The following is a 17,166-nucleotide window of genomic DNA, read 5'->3' on the forward strand; positions in this document are numbered from 1 at the left end:
ATTCGAACCGAAGAGAACGACATGGACACCACGCTTGCCACTTTCGAGAAAGACGTCATCGAGGCGTCGCTGGACACGCCCGTGCTGGTCGACTTCTGGGCGCCGTGGTGCGGCCCCTGCAAGACGCTCGGCCCGCTGCTGGAAAAGCTCGAAGCCGACTACGAAGGCCGCTGGAAGCTCGTGAAGGTCAACGTCGACGAGAACCAGGAACTGGCCGCGCACTTCCAGACGCGCAGCATCCCGCACGTGATCGCGTTCGCCGACGGCCGCCCGGTCGATCAATTCGTCGGCGTCCTGCCCGAAGGCCAGTTGCGCGCGTTCCTCGACCGGCTGCTGCCGGCGCCCGAGGAAGCCGAGCGCCGCGCCGCGCAATACGCGATCGCCGAGCAGCGCTACGACGATGCGCTCACGCACCTCGAAGCGGCGCTCGCGCTGAACCCCGGCTTCGACGACGCGCGCCTCGACCTGATCGAACTGCTGCTCGCGCACAACCAGGTCGACGCCGCGCGTGCCGAGACCGAGCGCCTGTCGCCGCAAACGGTGCAGAACGGCGATCCGCGCTACCAGGCGATCAAGACCCGGTTCGACGCGCTCGACGCCACGGCCGACCTGCCGCCGACCGACGCGCTCGAAGCCCGCATCGCGGCGAACCCGGCCGACCTCGACGCGCGCTTCGACCTCGCGCAGAGCCTGATCGCGCGGCGCGCGTACGAAGGCGCGGTGGAGCAGTTGCTGGAAATCGTCAAGCGCGACCGCGCGTACGGCGACGATCTCGGCCGCCGCACGTTGATCTCGGTGTTCGAGCTGGCCGGCGATCGCCCCGATCTCGTCGCCGGGTGGCGACGCAAGCTGAGCATGGCGCTCAACTGACCCGATACGGCGATTCAGCCGGGCCGCCACGGCCCGGCCGGACGCCGGATCGCTTGCGGCGCACGACCCGCGCCGCACCCTCAACCGTCGATGCGCGCGCGTCGCGCGCTCAGCCGGCGGCCCGCGCCGCGATCGCGCGCAGCGCATGCGCGGCGGCCGCGAACCCGAAGCTCGCGGTCACGCACACGCTCGAGCCGAATCCCGCGCAGTTGAGCCCCGCGACATGCGCGGCCGCGGACGGCTCGGCACCGTCCTCGAGGTCGCACGCGGCCGCTTCCGGATAGATCAGCGGCTCGTCCGAATACACGGCGCTGACCTTGAAACGCGCCTTCGGCCCGCGCGGAAAACCGTGCTGCTTGCGCAACTGCGCACGCACCTTCGACAGCAGCGGATCCTGGATCGTCAGCGCGAGATCGTCGATGCGGATGCGCGTCGGGTCGAGCTGGCCGCCCGCGCCGCCCACGACGATCAGCGGCTGCCGCTTCGCGACGCACCATGCGATCAGCGCGACCTTCGTGCGCACGCTGTCGATCGCATCGATCACGTAGTCGAAGCCGCCGCCGAGCAGCGCGTCGAAGTTGTCGGGCTCGACGAAATCCTCGATCCGGTTCACACGGCACGCGGGATCGATCAACGCGATCCGCTCGGCCATCGCGTCGACCTTCGGCTTGCCGTAATTGCCGTCGAGCGCGTGGATCTGCCGGTTCGTATTGCTTTCCGCGACGTTGTCGAGATCGATCAGCGTCAGCGTGCCGACCGCGTTGCGCGCGAGCGCCTCGGCCACCCACGACCCGACGCCGCCGATGCCGATCACCGCGACGTGCGCGCGCTCGAACGCGGCGGCCGCCGGCGCGCCGTACAGGCGCGCGACGCCGCCGAAGCGCCGCGCGCGATCCACGTCAAGCTGGATTTGCGGGGTCGGGGTAAGATCAGAAGAACTGGGCGGGGCAGCGTCGGCAGCGGACATGGCAGCAAGGAAAACGTAAGTCGTGCAGCCCTCTATTTTGCCTGAACTCCCCGCTCGCACGCGCCACTGTGCACGCACGATTCCCGCGCGTTCGCTATACTGGCCCCAGATTGAAGCGTTTGCATAACATGACGACTCTCGCCGATCTCCGCATCAACTATTCACGCGCTTCGCTCGACGAAGCCGATGCCGCCCCCAGCCCTTTCGCCCAGTTCGATCGCTGGTTCAAGGAGGCGCTCGCCGCCAAGCTGCCCGAGCCGAACACGATGACGCTCGCGACCGTCGGCGCCGACGGCCGGCCGTCGGCGCGGATCGTGCTCATCAAGGGCGTCGACGAGCGCGGGTTCGTCTTTTTCACCAATTACGAAAGCCGCAAGGGGCACGATCTCGCCGTGCATCCGCAAGCCGCGCTGCTGTTCTACTGGATCGAGCTCGAACGCCAGGTGCGCATCGAAGGCCGGATCGAGAAAACCAGTGCGGAAGAAAGCGACCGCTATTTCGCGTCGCGCCCGCTCGGCTCGCGCATCGGCGCATGGGCGTCCGACCAGAGCACCGTGATCGACAGCCGCGCGACGCTCGAAGCGCGCGAACAGGCCGTCAGCGAACGCTACGGCGACAACCCGCCGCGCCCGCCGCACTGGGGCGGCTACCGCCTCGTGCCCGACTCGATCGAGTTCTGGCAAGGGCGCCCGTCGCGGCTGCACGACCGCCTGCTCTATACGCGCGACGCCTCGACGGCGGCGGGCTGGACGATCTCGCGCCTGTCGCCGTAAGCGCGGCGCCGGCGCACGCCGGTCGTGTCTCGTGTTGCATCCGGGCGCCCGCTTCGCAAGCGGCGGGCGCCGGTCAAGATACTTGGCTGTATTCGATTCAACGAACAAACGGAGAATCCAAATGTTCTGGGAAAAGAAGCTGGCACAGTGGGCGGACGAAGTACGGGCGAAAGCGAACATACCGGCGCGCCTCGTGCTGTGGAACGGCGAGCAACTCGATTTCGGCACCTTCAGCGCACCGCAGGTCACGCTGAAGGTAAACAGCGCGTCGGCGTTGCCGCTGCTGCTCGAACCGAGCCTCGACAATCTCGGCGAGGCGTACGTGAAGGGCAAGATCGACATCGAAGGCAAGCTGTCGGACATCATCAACATCGGCTACTCGCTCGCCCGCAGCACCGTGACGAGCGCGAGCAAGCTCGCGCGCGTGAAACGCTACTTCAATCATTCGAAGAGCACCGACAAGAAGGCGATCCAGTACCACTACGACGTCTCGAACGCGTTCTACCAGTTGTGGCTCGACGAGAACATGGTGTACTCGTGCGCGTACTTCGAGAACGGCGACGAGGATCTCGCCACCGCGCAAATCAAGAAGATCGACCACATCCTGACGAAGATCCAGCTCGAGCCCGGCCAGCGCCTGCTCGACATCGGCTGCGGCTGGGGTGCGCTCGTGCTGCGCGCCGCGCAGAAGTTCGGCGCGACGTGTCTCGGCGTGACGCTGTCGCAGAACCAGTTCGACCTGGCGACCGCGCGTGTAAAGGCCGCGGGGCTGGAAGACAGGATCGAGATTCGTCTGCAGGATTACCGCGAGATCGAAGGCCAGTTCGACCGCATCACGAGCGTCGGGATGTTCGAGCACGTCGGCCGCAAGAACCTGCCGCTCTACTTCTCGCGCATCCATGACCTGCTCGCCGACGACGGCATCGCGATGAACCACGGGATCACGTCGACCGACGCGGAAAGCGGCGAGACGGCGCTCGGCGGCGGCGAATTCATCGACCGCTACGTGTTCCCGGACGGCGAGCTGCCGCACATCAGCCTCGCGCTCGAAGCGGCGCAGCGCGGCGGGCTCGAAGCGGTTGACGTCGAAAGCCTGCGCCGGCACTATGCGCGCACGCTCGACATCTGGACGGAAAACTTCGAGGCGAAGGCCGACCAGGCGAAAGCCCTCGTCGACGACGAAAAATTCCGCATCTGGCGCGTGTATCTTGCCGGCTGCGCGTATGCATTCGAGCACGACGACGTGTCGATCTTCCAGATCGTGTGCCGCAAGGCCGGACGCAGCGCGAAAACGCTGCCGTGGTCGCGGCGCTATATGTACGAACACGCGCTGCCGCGCTAGGCGGCGCTTCACGCTGGGCATGCATGGGTGACGGCAGGACGCGGCGCAAGACGCCGCCGGAACGACAGCAGCGCGACGACACGGACGGGTCGCACGCCGACGGGCAATTCGACCTGTTCGGCGTGCCGGCGGACGCGGCACGCGCGTCGCCGTCACCCACTGACGCCCCCCACCCCGCCCGCACCGATGAACCGGTGACGCCGCAGGCGCAGGACGAAGCGCCGCCGGCACCGCGTGCCCGGGCCCCCTCCCGCGCGGCCGACGACGAACCGGCACCGTCCTCGGGGCTGCTGTGGGACGAACCGTCGCCGCCCGCCGCGCCGCCGAAGAAGGGCCGGCGCAAGCGCGGCGTGCTGCCCGCGCCGATCTCGGCGGACGTTGCCGACGCCGCGGCCGGCCTGCCGCCGAACGTCCGGCTCGGCACGTCGTCGTGGTATTTCCCCGGCTGGAACGGCATCGTCTACGACGGCGATTTCGCGCAGACGAAGCTGTCGCGCGAAGGGCTCGAAGCGTACGGCGCGCATCCGCTCCTCAGGAGCGTGAGCCTCGACCGGTCGTTCTACGGCCCGCTGTCGGTGGCCGACTACCTGCGCTACGCGCAGCAGGTGCCCGACGACTTCCGTTTCGTCGTGAAGGCGCCGGCCTCGGTGACCGACGCGGTGATCCGCGGCCGCCGCGGCGAACCGTCGGGACCGAACCCGACCTTCCTCGACGCCGCGCTCGCGACCCGCGAATTCGTGCAGCCATGCCTCGAAGGGCTCGGCCGGAAAGCCGGCGTGCTCGTGTTCCAGTTCTCGCCGCTGCCCGACCCGTTGCTTGCCGAACCGGCCGCGCTGATCGACCGGCTGACCGCGTTCTTCGCGGCGCTCCCGCCGCTCGCGCCGGCAGCCGACGGCCCGCGTTATGCGATCGAGATCCGTGACGCGAGCCTGCTCACGCCGCGCTTCATCCGCGCGCTCGCGTCGCTCGGCGTGCGCTACTGCGTCGGGCTGCACGCGCGAATGCCCGACCCGCTGCGCCAGGCCGCCGCGCTCGCGCTGCTCGACGGCGACGCACCGGGCCCGCTGATCGTGCGCTGGAGCCTGCACGGCGGCTTCAAGTACGAACAGGCGAAAGCGAAATACGAGCCGTTCGACAAACTCGTCGACGAGGATCCGGCCACGCGCTCGGCGCTCGCCGAACTGGCCGCGCGCTACGCGCTGGCCGGGCAGCCGGTGATCATCACGATCAACAACAAGGCGGAAGGCTCCGCGCCGCTGTCGTGCATCGCGCTCGCGCGCGAAATCGCCGCCGCGTGCGCGCAGTGGCGCAACGAGGCGGCGTAACGGAGGGGGCGTAACGCCCGGCCCGGCCGGCTACCCGCTTACGCGCCGCGCAGCGACTTCAGCCGGTGCGAGAACTTCTGCCGGAATTTCGCGAGCTTCGGCCCGATCACGACCGAGCAGTAGCCCTGCCCCGGGTTACGCGCGTAATAGTTCTGGTGATAGTCCTCGGCCGGCCAGTAGTTGCCGTCGAGCGGCACGACCTGCGTGACGATCGGCTGGCCGAACACCTGCTCGCGCTCGAGCTCGCGGATCACGTCGAGCGCCGTGTCGCGCTGCGCATCCGAATGCGTGAACACGACCGACCGGTACTGCGTGCCGACGTCGTTGCCCTGCCGGTTCAGCTGGGTCGGATCGTGCGTCGCGAAGAAGATCTCGAGGATCTCGCGATACGCGATGCGCGCCGGATCGAACGTCACGTTGACGACTTCCGCGTGGCCCGTGTCGCCTTCGCAGATGTCGCGGTAGCCCGGATTGCGCGTATGGCCGCCCGCATAACCCGACTGGACGGCCGTCACGCCGTCGACGTCGAGAAACACGGCCTCCGTGCACCAGAAACACCCGCCTCCCAAAGTCGCGGTTTCAAGCATCTCGTTCCCCATGAATTCAGACCCTCGTTGATGACGGCCGCGGCACACCCGTGCCGGCTGCCGCCGTTCCATCCCGCCGCCGCGCGGCCCGCGATGCGGGGCACGGCGACACTCCGGCAAGTATCTCACTCGCGCGCGAACCTGGCAGATTGCACAGGTGCCGCGCGCGACTCGCCGCACGTTTCTCGTCTACACTGAGGCACGCGCGAGCGGCGGCAAACCCGTCGCCGCGCACGCAGCGCCCGATGCATGCCCGACCCTGATGCAAACATCATCTGCCGGAACATCGATATGCACGCCTTAACAGAATTCGCCTGCGTCGCCCGCCTGGCCGGCGTCGCGCCGCGGGCCGCCGCTTCCACCGTACCAACGCCAGGCCACGCGTCCGTCCCGCCCCCGGCGCGGCGATCCCGCGTATTGCCTTTACCGGCTTTCCCCGCTTTCACGATCTGATGCATGGCAACGCGCGTGGCACCGACACGTGCGTCCGCCTGCCGATCGCATCCGCCGGCACGATGCGCGCCGCGCGGCCATCCCGACCCGCACGCCCGCAACGAACGGCCGTGCGTTCACGATCCGAACCCATCGAGAGGGCATCACCATGAGCATGCGGCCTGACCCGACGTTTCATGCTTCACCCGAGCTTGCGATGCAGGCGCCGGCGGAGGAATTTGCCTATACGTTGTTGCTGAGCCCCGATTTTTCCAGACCCGACGCGCTCGCCGTGATCGACGTGAAGCCCGGATCGCCGACCTACGGAAAAATCGTGCATACGGTGACGATGCCGAACACCGGCGACGAGTTTCACCACTTCGGCTGGAATGCGTGCTCGTCGTCGCTGTCGCCGCTGACCGGCCATGCGTTCCTCGAGCGCCGCTTCCTGATCATCCCGGGCCTGCGCTCGTCGCGCATCTACGTGATCGATACGAAGCCGCACCCGACGCAGGCGCGCATCCACAAGATCATCGAGCCCGACGAGATCTTCGCGAAGACCGGCTACTCGCGCCCGCACACCGTGCATTGCGGCCCCGAAGGCATCTACGTGAGCACGCTCGGCGGCGCGGGCAAGGACGGCACCGACGGCGCGCCCGGCATCTTCATCATGGATTGCGAGACGTTCGACGTGCTCGGCCGCTGGGAGATCGACCGCGGCTCGCAGGACAAGCACTACGACTTCTGGTGGAACCTGCCGCGCGACTACATGGTGTCGAGCGAATGGGCGCTGCCGCCGCAGTTCGAGAACGGCATCGTCCCCGAGGACCTGCTCGCGAACAAGTACGGGCACCGGCTGCATTTCTGGGACCTGCGCGCGCGGCGCAACGTGCAGACGATCGATCTCGGCGCGCAGCACCAGATGGCGCTGGAGGTACGGCCCGCGCACGACCCGGCGCGCGAATACGGGTTCGTCGGCGTCGTCGTCGATACGACCAACCTCGAAGGCTCGATCTGGACCTGGTGGCGTGAGGACGGCAAGTTCCATGTGAAGAAGACCGCGACGATTCCCGCCGAGCCGGCCACGGCCGATGAGCTGCCGCCGCTGCTGCAGGGATTCGGCGCGGTGCCGCCGCTCGTGACCGACATCGACCTGTCGCTCGACGACCGCTTCCTGTACGTGTCGTGCTGGGGCACCGGCGAGATGCGCCAGTACGACGTGTCGGATCCGCACAATCCGGTGCTCGCGGGGTCGGTACGCATCGGCGGCATCGCGCGCCGTGCGCCGCACACGAACGGCCGCCGGTTCGCAGGCGGCCCGCAGATGGTCGAGATCAGCCGCGACGGCCGGCGCGTGTACTGGACCAATTCGCTGTATTCGACGTGGGACGACCAGTTCTATCCGGACGGCGTGCCGGGCGCGCAGGTGCTCGCGCATGCGGGGCCGGACGGCGGGCTGACGCTCGCCGACGACTACTGGGTCGAATTCCCCGACGGCTATCGCGCGCACCAGATCCGGCTCGAAGGCGGCGACTGCTCGACCGACTCGTTCTGCTATCCGTCGGTCGGGCGTTGAACGCCGGCCTGCACGCGCAGGTCGCCCTGTGGGCGGCCGTGCTCGCGAGCGGCGTCTATCACGGGCTCAATCCCGCGATGGGCTGGCCGCTCGCGGTATCGAACGCGCTGATGACGCGCCGCGGCACCGCGCTCGTCGCGGCGCTCGGCTATCTCGCGCTCGGCCATGCGCTCGCGGTCTTCGCGGTGATGCTGCCGTTCGGGCTGCTCGCCGCGCTGCTCGCGTGGCAGTCGGCGATCCGGATCGGCGCGAGCGCGCTCGTGATCGGCTTCGGCGCCGTGCTGCTGATCCGGCGCCGGCACCCGCGTGCGCTCGCGCGAATCCCGCCGGCGCGGCTCGGCCTGTGGTCGTTCGCGGTCGCGATCGCGCACGGCGCGGGGCTGATGCTGGTGCCGGTCTACCTCGGGCTGTGCGGCCTCGACCGCGATGCGGGCCACCGCGCCGCGACCGTGCTCGTCGATGCGCATCTCGGGATGGCACTCGTCGTCGCGGCCGTGCACGCGGCCGCGATGATCGCCGCGGGCGGCGGGCTCGCATGGCTCGTGTACCGCTATCTCGGGCTGAAGTTCGTGTCGCGGAGCTGGTTCAATCTCGATGCCGTGTGGGCATCGAGCCTGATCGTGACGGGTGCGCTGTCGCTCGGACTGGCGGCGGCGCGATAGCGCGGTGGCGCCGGCCGGCAGGATGCGCCGGCGCGGCACCCGAACGGGCACGACGGCCAGGCCGCCCGCCCGCGGCAGCGCATCCCGCCGCGCGACGCAGTGTTCGCTATGCCACCCTGCCCCCGCGATGCGCCGTCCGGCCGGGCCCGCCAGCCCCGATTCCGCTAAAATCGGGCCATGCGCACCCCTTCCCAATCGACCGCCTTGTCGCCTTTCGTCCGCCGTGCCCGCGCCACCCGCGTCGCGCCGCGCCTGCCTGTCTCGTTCCGGATGGTGGCCCGATGAGCCGCGCCAACCCGCCGGATTTCGACGCGACCGCCTTCCGGCAGGCACTCGGCCAGTTCGCGACGGGCGTGACGGTGATCACGACGCGCGCACCGTCCGGGCAGCTGATCGGCATCACCGCGAGCTCGTTCAACTCGGTTTCGCTCGATCCGCCGCTGGTGCTGTGGAGTCTCGCGCACAAATCGGCGTCGACGCCCGTGTTCCGCGGCAACAGTCATTACGTGGTGAACGTGCTCGCGGCGTCGCAGCTCGACCTGTGCAAGCGCTTCTCGACCTACAAGGGCGACCGCTTCGAAGGGATCGCGCATGCGGCCGGCAACTCGGGGATGCCGGTGCTCGACGGCGCGCTCGCGTGGTTCGAATGTCACAACCGCAGCCGCTACGACGAAGGCGACCACGTGATCTTCGTCGGCGAAGTCGAACGCTGCGGCGTGCGTGCGGTATCGGACGCGACCCCGCCGCTGGTGTTCCACGGCGGCGGCTTCCACGGCCTCACACCGCTTTGATCGCCCCCGTGCGCGCCAGCCCGACCGGCGCGCCGGCTTCATCCTTCAGCGTCTGCAGCACGATGTTCGAACGGATGTCCATCACGCCCGGCGCCTTGTAGAGCCGGTTCAGCACGAAATCCGAATAGTGCTTGAGGTTGTGCGCGAGCACGCGCAGCAGATAGTGGCTCTCGCCGGTCACGACGAACGCGCCGACCACCTCCGGCCATTCGCGCAGCGCTTCCGCGAAGCGCTCGTGCCATTGATTCTCTTCGTTGCGCATCGACACCTGTACGAACGCCTCGAGCTCGAAGCCGAGCTTCTCGCGGCTCAGGCACGCGCGATAGTGCTCGATCACGCCCTGCTCCTCGAGCAGGCGCATGCGGCGCAGGCAGGCGGACGGCGAAAGCGAAATGCGTTCCGCCAGGTCGAGATTGCTGATTCTGCCCTCCTCCTGCAGTACCGCCAGAATCCGGCAGTCGGTGGCATCGAGCGTGATCGCGTGCATTTTTGGTCCCCGTTTTCCCTCTCAGTCGAATTATCTGCCAATCCGGCGGATTGTCCATGTTTATTTCGCAAGCACTTTCTGCGAGCGTCCACCTATCATTCGAAGCATCGACTCACCGATTCGTCATGCCATGGACACCCTCTGGGACATCTCGCCGCCTGTCAGCCCCGCCACGCCCGTGTGGCCGGGCGATACGCCGGTTTCCGTCGAACGCGTATGGCGGATGGAAGCCGGCTCGCCGGTCAACGTCGCGCGCGTGACGCTGTCGCCGCACACCGGCGCGCACTGCGATGCGCCGCTGCATTACGACGCCGACGGCGCGCCGATCGGCGCCGTGCCGCTCGACACCTATCTCGGCCCGTGCCGCGTGATCCATTGCATCGGCGCATCGCCGGTCGTGCAGCCGGCCGACATCGCGGCCGCGCTCGACGGCGTGCCGCCGCGCGTGCTGCTGCGCACCTGTGCGCGCGCCAGCGTCGAGCAGTGGGACAGCGATTTCTGCGCGGTCGCGCCCGCGGCCGTCGACCTGCTCGCCGCCCGCGGCGTGAAGCTGATCGGCATCGATACGCCGTCGCTCGACCCGCAGGAATCGAAGACGATGGACGCGCATCACCGCGTGCGCGCGCACCGGATGGCGATCCTCGAAGGCATCGTGCTCGACGACGTGCCGCCCGGCGACTACGAACTGATCGCGCTGCCGCTGAAATTCGCGACGCTCGACGCGAGCCCCGTGCGCGCGGTGCTGCGCGCACTGCCCGCGCATGCTTCCTGATTACCCCGACCCACGACCCCACATCATGATCAAGACCCGTGAAGACGCGCTCGCGCTCGACCGCGACGACCCGCTTGCCCCGCTGCGCGACCAGTTCTCGCTGCCCGACGGCGTGATCTACCTCGACGGCAACTCGCTCGGCGCGCAGCCCCGCGCGTCGGCCGCGCGTGCGCAGCAGGTGATCGGCGCCGAATGGGGCGAAGGCCTGATCCGCAGCTGGAACACGGCCGGCTGGTTCGCGCTGCCGCGCCGTCTCGGCGACAAGCTCGCGACGCTGATCGGCGGCGCGCCGGGCGAAACGGTCGTCACCGATACCATCTCGATCAACCTGTTCAAGCTGCTGTCGGCGATGCTGCGCCACCAGGCCGGGCGCGCGCCCGAACGCCGCGTGATCGTGTCGGAACGCTCGAACTTCCCGACCGACCTGTATATCGCGCAGGGGCTGATCGAACAGCTCGGCGGCGCTTACGAGCTGCGCCTGATCGACGATCCGGCCGACCTGCCCGCCGCGCTCGGCGCGGACACGGCCGTCGCGATGATCACGCACGTGAACTACCGCACCGGCTACATGCACGACATGCCGGCCGTCACGCAGCTCGTGCACGACGCGGGCGCGCTGATGCTGTGGGATCTCGCGCACTCGGCCGGCGCGGTGCCGGTCGACCTGAACGGCGCGCGCGCGGACGGCGCGGTCGGCTGCACGTACAAGTACCTGAACGGCGGCCCGGGCTCGCCCGCGTTCGTGTGGGTGCCGCAGCGCCATCACGCGCATTTCTCGCAGCCGCTGTCCGGCTGGTGGGGCCACCGCGCGCCGTTCGCGATGCAGCCGGGCTTCGCGCCCGATCCGGGCATCGCGCGCTTCCTGTGCGGCACGCAGCCGATCGTGTCGATGTCGATGGTCGAATGCGGGCTCGACGTGTTCCTGCAGACCGACATGCTGGCGATCCGCCGCAAGTCGCTCGCGCTGACCGATGCGTTCATCGCGCTCGTCGAAGCACGCTGCGCGGGCTTGTCGCTGAAGCTCGTCACGCCGCGCGCGCATCACCAGCGCGGCTCGCAGGCGAGCTTCGAACATCCGCACGGCTACGAAGTGATGCAGGCGCTGATCGCGCGCGGCGTGATCGGCGACTACCGCGAGCCGTACGTGCTGCGCTTCGGCTTCACGCCGCTCTATACGCGCTTCGCCGACGTGTGGGACGCCGTCGAAACGCTGCGCGACATCCTCGCCACCGACGCGTGGAAGGCGCCCGAGTTCGCCGAACGCGGCGCGGTGACCTGACCGTCATTACCCGGCGCGCGCCGCGCGTTCGTCATTCAAATCTGGAGAGAGTCGTGAATTCTGGTCATATGCAGCCACCCGGCGGCGACGCGCCGGCGGGCTGCCCGTTCTCGGGCGCACGCGCCCCCCAACCGGCACCGGCCGCGCACGAAGCGCCGCACGTGCCCGGCGATGCCGGCTGGCACAACGCGCAACTCGATTTCTCGAAGTCGATGAGCTATGGCGACTACCTGTCGCTGAATTCGATCCTCGATGCGCAACATCCGCTGTCGCCCGATCACAACGAGATGCTGTTCATCATCCAGCATCAGACGAGCGAGCTGTGGATGAAGCTCGCGCTGTTCGAGCTGCGCGGCGCGCTCGACGCGGTGCGCACCGACGCGCTGCCGCCCGCGTTCAAGATGCTCGCGCGCGTGTCGCGCATCCTCGAGCAACTGGTGCAGGCGTGGAACGTGCTGTCGACGATGACGCCGTCCGAATACTCGGCGATGCGCCCGTACCTCGGCCAGTCGTCGGGCTTCCAGTCGTACCAGTATCGCCAGCTCGAATTTCTGCTCGGCAACAAGAACGCGCAGATGCTGCAGCCGCATGCGCACCGGCCCGACCTCCTCGAACAGGTGCGCGCGACGCTCGAAGCGCCGTCGTTCTACGACGAAGTCGTGCGCCTGCTCGCGCGGCGCGGGTTCCCGATCGCGGCGCAACGGCTCGATCGCGACTGGACGCAGCCGACACGGCACGACGAGACGGTCGAAGCCGCATGGCTCGAGGTGTATCGCCACCCGCAGCAGCACTGGGAGCTGTACGAGATGGCCGAGGAACTCGTCGATCTCGAGGATGCGTTCCGCCAGTGGCGCTTCCGTCACGTGACGACGGTCGAGCGCATCATCGGCTTCAAGCAGGGCACGGGCGGCACGAGCGGCGCGCCGTACCTGCGCAAGATGCTCGACGTCGTGCTGTTCCCCGAACTCTGGCACGTGCGCACCACGCTGTAACGCCCGTCACGCGCCCGCCGTCACGACGACGTGCGGGCCGCCCCCTGCCTTCATGCGGCCGCACGCCGCCGACACCGTTTTCCCATCCGGCCCTTTGCGCGCGCGGCTCCCGGGCCGTGCCCACGCCGCCGCAGTGCACCATCGAAATGCCGTTTCCCCGCCTTGACTTTCGCTCGCCCGAATACGATCATTCGCTCACATAAAGAGCAAATGATCGTATTCGACTGAGAAGACTGGCACGAACAGGAGACAACGGATGAGCGAATCGCCCTCCGCCCGCGCGCCCGTGCTGCTGCACATCGGCGCTGGCTCGTTTCACCGCGCGCACCAGGCGTGGTATCTGCATCGCGTGAACGCGGCCGTCCCGGCCGACGAACGCTGGTCGCTGACCGTCGGCAACATCCGCGACGACATGCGCGCGACGATGGACGCGCTCGCCGCACAGCACGGCGCCTACACGCTCGAAACCGTCACGCCGCAAGGCGAGCGCGCGTACGAGACGATCCGCGCGATCACGCGCGTGCTGCCGTGGTCGATCGACCTCGCCGCGCTGGTCGATGCCGGCGCCGATCCGGCCTGCCGGATCGTGTCGTTCACCGTCACCGAAGGCGGCTACTACCTCGACGAACACAACCGGCTCGACGTCGCGAACGCCGATCTGGCGGCCGACCTGCAGGGCGCGCGCACGACGCTATACGGCGCGCTCGCGGCGCTGCTCGCCGAACGCGTGAAGCGCGGCGCGGGCCCGCTCACGCTGCAGAGCTGCGACAACCTGCGCAACAACGGCGCGCGCTTTCGCGCGGGGATGCGCGAATTTCTCGAACGGCGCGGCGAAACGGCCCTTCTCGCGTGGTTCGACGCGCACGTCGCGACGCCGAGCGCGATGGTCGACCGCATCACGCCGCGCCCGACCGCCGACGTGCGCGAACGCGTGCGCGCGGCCACCGGCATCGACGATGCATGCCCGGTGATGGGCGAATCGTTCATCCAGTGGGTGATCGAGGACCGCTTCGCGGCCGGCCGGCCGCGTTGGGAACTGGCCGGCGCCGAGCTCGTCGACGACGTGCACCCGTACGAGGAAGCGAAGATCCGCATCCTCAACGCGACGCACAGCTGCATCGCGTGGGCCGGCACGCTCGCGGGCTACACCTACATTCACGAAGGCACGCACGACGCGGCGATCCGCCGCTTCGCGCACGACTACGTGACGCAGGACGTGATCCCGTGCCTGAGCCCGAGCCCGCTCGATCTCGCGCGCTACCGCGACGTCGTGCTCGAACGCTTCGGCAACCCGTACGTGCTCGACACCAACCAGCGCGTCGCGGCCGACGGCTTCTCGAAGATCCCCGGCTTCATCGCGCCGACGCTCGTCGAATCGTTCGCACGCGGCGCGGCGCCGGTGGCCACCGCGGTGCTGCCCGCGTTGTTCCTGCGCTTTCTCGAACGCTGGGCGCGCGGCCTGCTGCCGTATGCGTACCAGGACGGCGTGATGGACGACGGCGCCGCGCGGGCGATCGCCGAAGCCGACGACCCGGTCGTCGCGCTGGGCGCGAGCCGCGCGCTGTGGGGCTCGCTCGCCGGCAATGCGGCGCTGTTCGAGGCGCTGCGCGGCGCGCTCGCGCGGGTCGACGCATGGCTGGCGCAGCGCTGACGCGCATCCGGGCGAACCTGCCTTGGCACGTGCGCTGCCGCGCGGCTAAAGTAGCGACTCCCCACTGACGGAACGGATCGCTCATGTATCTCGGCATCGACCTCGGCACCTCGGAAGTGAAGGTATTGCTGCTGGCCCCCGACGGCACGGTCGTCGGCACGGCCGGCACGCCGTTCACCGTGTCGCGGCCGCATCCGCGCTGGGCGGAACAGCATCCTGACGACTGGTGGCAAGGCACGCTCGCCGCGCTCGCCACGTTGCGCGAGCGGCACCCGCACGCGTTCGCGCAGGTGCGCGGCATCGGCCTGTCGGGGCAGATGCACGGCGCCGTGCTGCTCGGCCGCGACGATCGCGTGCTGCGCCCGGCGATCCTGTGGAACGACATGCGCAGCGCCGACGAATGCGCGCTGCTCACCGAGCGCGCGCCCGATCTCCATGCACTGGCCGGCAATCTCGCGATGCCGGGCTTCACCGCACCGAAACTGCTGTGGGTCGCGAAGCACGAACCCGACGTGTTCGCCGCCACCGCGTGCGTGCTGATGCCGAAGGACTACCTGCGGTTCCGGATGACCGGCGCGAAAGTGTCCGACCCGTCGGACGCGGCCGGCACGCTGTGGCTCGACGTCGCGCGCCGCGACTGGTCCGACGGATTGCTCGCCGCCTGCGACATGACGCGCGACCAGATGCCGCGCATCGTCGAGGGCAACGCGCCGTCCGGCACGCTGCGCGCGGACGTCGCACGCACGCTCGGGCTGTCGGAGGCCGTCGTGGTCGCGGGCGGCGGCGGCGACAACGCGACGAGCGCGCTCGGCATCGGCGCGATCCACGCGGGCGACGGCTTCGTGTCGCTCGGCACGTCGGGCGTACTGAGCGTGGTCGGCGACCGTTTCATGCCGAACCCCGCGTCCGCCGTTCATGCGTTCTGCCATGCGATTCCCGATCGCTGGCAATTGATGAGCGTCGTGCTGTCGGCCGCGAGCTGCCTGCGCTGGGTCTGCAAGCTGACGGGCACCGACGAGCCCGCGCTGCTCGCCGAAGTCGAAGCGCTCGACGCCGACGCGCTCGCGACGGCGCCGCTGTTCCTGCCCTACCTGTCCGGCGAACGCACGCCGCACAACGACCCGTATGCGCAGGGCGTGTTCTTCGGCATGACGCATGCGACCGAGCGCGCGCATCTCGGCTACGCGGTGCTCGAAGGCGTGACGCTCGGCCTCGCCGACGGCCTCGACGCATTGCATGCGGCCGGCGTCGAAACCGACCAGCTGTCGCTGATCGGCGGCGGCGCGCGCAGCGCGTTCTGGGCGCAATTGCTCGCCGACGCGTTGAACGTGCGCACGCGCCAGATCGGCGGCGGCGAAACGGGCGCGGCGCTCGGTGCGGCGCGGCTCGGCTGGCTGGCCGTCGGCGGCGATCCGCACACGGTGCTGACCAAGCCGCCGGTGCGTGCCGAATACGCGCCGGACGCCGCCCGCCATGCACGGCTGCGCGAACGCCTCGATGCATTCCGCTCGCTGTACCGCCACGTGCAACCGCTGTACGAACCGTCGCGCGCGCGGCTCGCGTAGGCGCGACCGCGGGGCGGCGCACGACATGCGTTACAGTGGACGCCGTCGTGCGGCCTGCCGGCCGGCCCGCGGGGCGGCCCCCTGATCCAAACCGAATCGCTATCGTGTCCAAGTCCTCAGAAAAACTCGATCTCGCCACCCGTGCCGCGTGGCTCTACTACGTCGCGGGCGACACGCAGAACGAAATCGCCGAGAAGCTGCAGGTCTCGCGCCCGGTCGCGCAGCGCCTCGTCGCGTTCGCGGTCGAGAAGAACCTGATCCGCGTGCGCGTCGATCACCGGCTCGCCGACTGCCTCGATCTCGGCGCGCAGCTGTCGAAACGCTACGGCCTCGCGATGTGCGAAGTCGTGCCCGTCGATGCCGATGCGCCCGACGCGATCGACCGCAAGCTCGCGGTCGCCGGCGCGCAGGTAATGGAGCGCTACCTGAACGAAACGCGGCCGATGGTGATCGCGGTCAGCAGCGGCCGCACGCTGAAGGCCGCGGTCGCGCAGATCGCGCAGATCGACCGCCCGCAGCACCGGCTCGTGTCGATGGTCGGCGCGATCGCGGCCGACGGTTCGTCGAACCGCTACGACGTCGCGCAGTACATCTCCGAGAAAACCGGCAGCAAGCATTTCCTGCTGCCCGCGCCGCTGTTCGCCGACAGCGACGCCGAGCGCGCGCAGTGGTGCAATCACCGGCTGTACCGGATCGTCGAGGCGCTGTCGGGCCAGGCCGACGTCGCGTTCGTCGGGATCGGCAACATCGGGCCGCACTGCCCGCTCTACGAAGACGGCTTCATCACCGAACAGGAACGCGACGAGATGACCGCGCTCGGCGCGGTGGCCGAGCTGCTCGGCGTGCCGATCGACGCGCAGGGTACGCAGATCACGGTGTCGACCAGCGCGCGCGTGACGAGCGTCGCACTCGCGACGCCGCCGAAGCTGCCGACGATCGCGTTCGCCGGCGGCCCGAAGAAACATGACGCGGTGATCGCCGCGCTGCGCGGCGGCTGGCTGTCGGGGCTCGTCACCGACGAAACCTGCGCGCGCGCCGCGCTCGCCGCGAAGGCGGCCTGACGCCGCCGGTGCCGCCCGCTTAGGCCGCGCGCGG

At 69.2% G+C, this 17,166-nt stretch carries 16 protein-coding genes; 13 read left to right on the plus strand and 3 right to left on the minus strand.

Annotation, left to right across the window (positions count from 1 at the left end; translation table 11 throughout):
• The first annotated feature begins 21 nt into the window (after window positions 1-21).
• A complete protein-coding gene (gene trxA / locus G3N62_RS20310; RefSeq protein WP_034190546.1) occupies window positions 22-870 on the plus strand; it encodes a thioredoxin in 849 nt (282 codons plus the stop codon).
• A gap of 109 nt (window positions 871-979) precedes the next feature.
• On the opposite strand, the gene G3N62_RS20315 is transcribed toward trxA, so the two are convergent.
• A complete protein-coding gene (locus G3N62_RS20315) occupies window positions 980-1,837 on the minus strand; it encodes a tRNA threonylcarbamoyladenosine dehydratase (RefSeq protein ID WP_034190545.1) in 858 nt (285 codons plus the stop codon).
• A 128-nt stretch (window positions 1,838-1,965) separates the two neighbouring features.
• Here G3N62_RS20315 and pdxH point away from each other — a divergent pair, with 128 nt between their 5' ends.
• From pdxH to G3N62_RS20330, 3 genes are all read left to right on the plus strand, one after another.
• Entirely contained in the window at window positions 1,966-2,610 is a 645-nt protein-coding gene (pdxH, locus tag G3N62_RS20320; RefSeq protein WP_124670948.1) for a pyridoxamine 5'-phosphate oxidase, read from the plus strand.
• Between the two features lie 121 nt (window positions 2,611-2,731).
• Entirely contained in the window at window positions 2,732-3,952 is a 1,221-nt protein-coding gene (locus G3N62_RS20325) for a cyclopropane-fatty-acyl-phospholipid synthase family protein (protein ID WP_034190543.1), read from the plus strand.
• A gap of 23 nt (window positions 3,953-3,975) precedes the next feature.
• Window positions 3,976-5,277 (plus strand): DUF72 domain-containing protein, encoded by a 1,302-nt coding sequence (locus G3N62_RS20330; RefSeq protein ID WP_124670949.1) that lies wholly within the window; start codon window positions 3,976-3,978, stop codon window positions 5,275-5,277.
• Between the two features lie 38 nt (window positions 5,278-5,315).
• On the opposite strand, the gene msrA is transcribed toward G3N62_RS20330, so the two are convergent.
• Window positions 5,316-5,876, minus strand: a complete 561-nt coding sequence (gene msrA, locus G3N62_RS20335) for a peptide-methionine (S)-S-oxide reductase MsrA (protein WP_034190541.1) — start codon at window positions 5,874-5,876, stop codon at window positions 5,316-5,318.
• A 589-nt stretch (window positions 5,877-6,465) separates the two neighbouring features.
• On the opposite strand from msrA, the gene G3N62_RS20340 reads away from it, so the two are divergent.
• From G3N62_RS20340 to G3N62_RS20350, 3 genes are all read left to right on the plus strand, one after another.
• Window positions 6,466-7,872 carry a selenium-binding protein SBP56-related protein gene (locus G3N62_RS20340; RefSeq protein ID WP_124670950.1) on the plus strand — a complete coding sequence of 469 codons (1,407 nt, stop codon included), beginning with the start codon at window positions 6,466-6,468 and terminating at the stop codon, window positions 7,870-7,872.
• Window positions 7,869-8,534, plus strand: a complete 666-nt coding sequence (locus G3N62_RS20345) for a hypothetical protein (protein ID WP_034190539.1) — start codon at window positions 7,869-7,871, stop codon at window positions 8,532-8,534. Before G3N62_RS20340 ends, G3N62_RS20345 begins: the two co-directional genes overlap by 4 nt.
• A 281-nt stretch (window positions 8,535-8,815) precedes the next feature.
• Window positions 8,816-9,325, plus strand: coding sequence for a flavin reductase family protein (locus G3N62_RS20350; RefSeq protein ID WP_034190538.1), 510 nt, complete (start codon window positions 8,816-8,818; stop codon window positions 9,323-9,325).
• On the opposite strand, the gene G3N62_RS20355 is transcribed toward G3N62_RS20350, so the two are convergent.
• Window positions 9,312-9,812, minus strand: a complete 501-nt coding sequence (locus tag G3N62_RS20355; protein WP_006477992.1) for an Lrp/AsnC family transcriptional regulator — start codon at window positions 9,810-9,812, stop codon at window positions 9,312-9,314. The genes G3N62_RS20350 and G3N62_RS20355 overlap by 14 nt on opposite strands.
• A gap of 130 nt (window positions 9,813-9,942) precedes the next feature.
• Here G3N62_RS20355 and kynB point away from each other — a divergent pair, with 130 nt between their 5' ends.
• The 6 genes from kynB to G3N62_RS20385 all read left to right on the plus strand — a co-directional run bounded on the left by kynB (window position 9,943) and on the right by G3N62_RS20385 (window position 17,132).
• Window positions 9,943-10,584, plus strand: a complete 642-nt coding sequence (kynB, locus tag G3N62_RS20360; protein ID WP_034190537.1) for an arylformamidase — start codon at window positions 9,943-9,945, stop codon at window positions 10,582-10,584.
• Window positions 10,585-10,612: 28 nt separating this feature from the next.
• The gene (gene kynU, locus G3N62_RS20365; protein ID WP_124609906.1) at window positions 10,613-11,863 is read left to right on the plus strand and encodes a kynureninase; all 1,251 of its coding nucleotides are present in this window, start codon (window positions 10,613-10,615) and stop codon (window positions 11,861-11,863) included.
• A gap of 68 nt (window positions 11,864-11,931) precedes the next feature.
• Entirely contained in the window at window positions 11,932-12,855 is a 924-nt protein-coding gene (gene kynA / locus G3N62_RS20370; protein WP_034190535.1) for a tryptophan 2,3-dioxygenase, read from the plus strand.
• A gap of 256 nt (window positions 12,856-13,111) precedes the next feature.
• Window positions 13,112-14,506: a D-arabinitol 4-dehydrogenase gene (gene dalD / locus G3N62_RS20375; protein ID WP_034190534.1), complete on the plus strand. Its 1,395-nt coding sequence runs from the start codon at window positions 13,112-13,114 to the stop codon at window positions 14,504-14,506.
• Window positions 14,507-14,589: 83 nt separating this feature from the next.
• On the plus strand, window positions 14,590-16,071 hold the full coding sequence (gene xylB, locus G3N62_RS20380; RefSeq protein WP_124670951.1) for a xylulokinase: 1,482 nt from the start codon (window positions 14,590-14,592) through the stop codon (window positions 16,069-16,071).
• A gap of 47 nt (window positions 16,072-16,118) precedes the next feature.
• A complete protein-coding gene (locus tag G3N62_RS20385) occupies window positions 16,119-17,132 on the plus strand; it encodes a sugar-binding transcriptional regulator (protein ID WP_080287921.1) in 1,014 nt (337 codons plus the stop codon).
• Window positions 17,133-17,166: the final 34 nt, after the last annotated feature.

The sequence above is a fragment of the Burkholderia sp. Tr-20355 genome (assembly GCF_017104685.1).
Classification (GTDB): domain Bacteria; phylum Pseudomonadota; class Gammaproteobacteria; order Burkholderiales; family Burkholderiaceae; genus Burkholderia; species Burkholderia seminalis.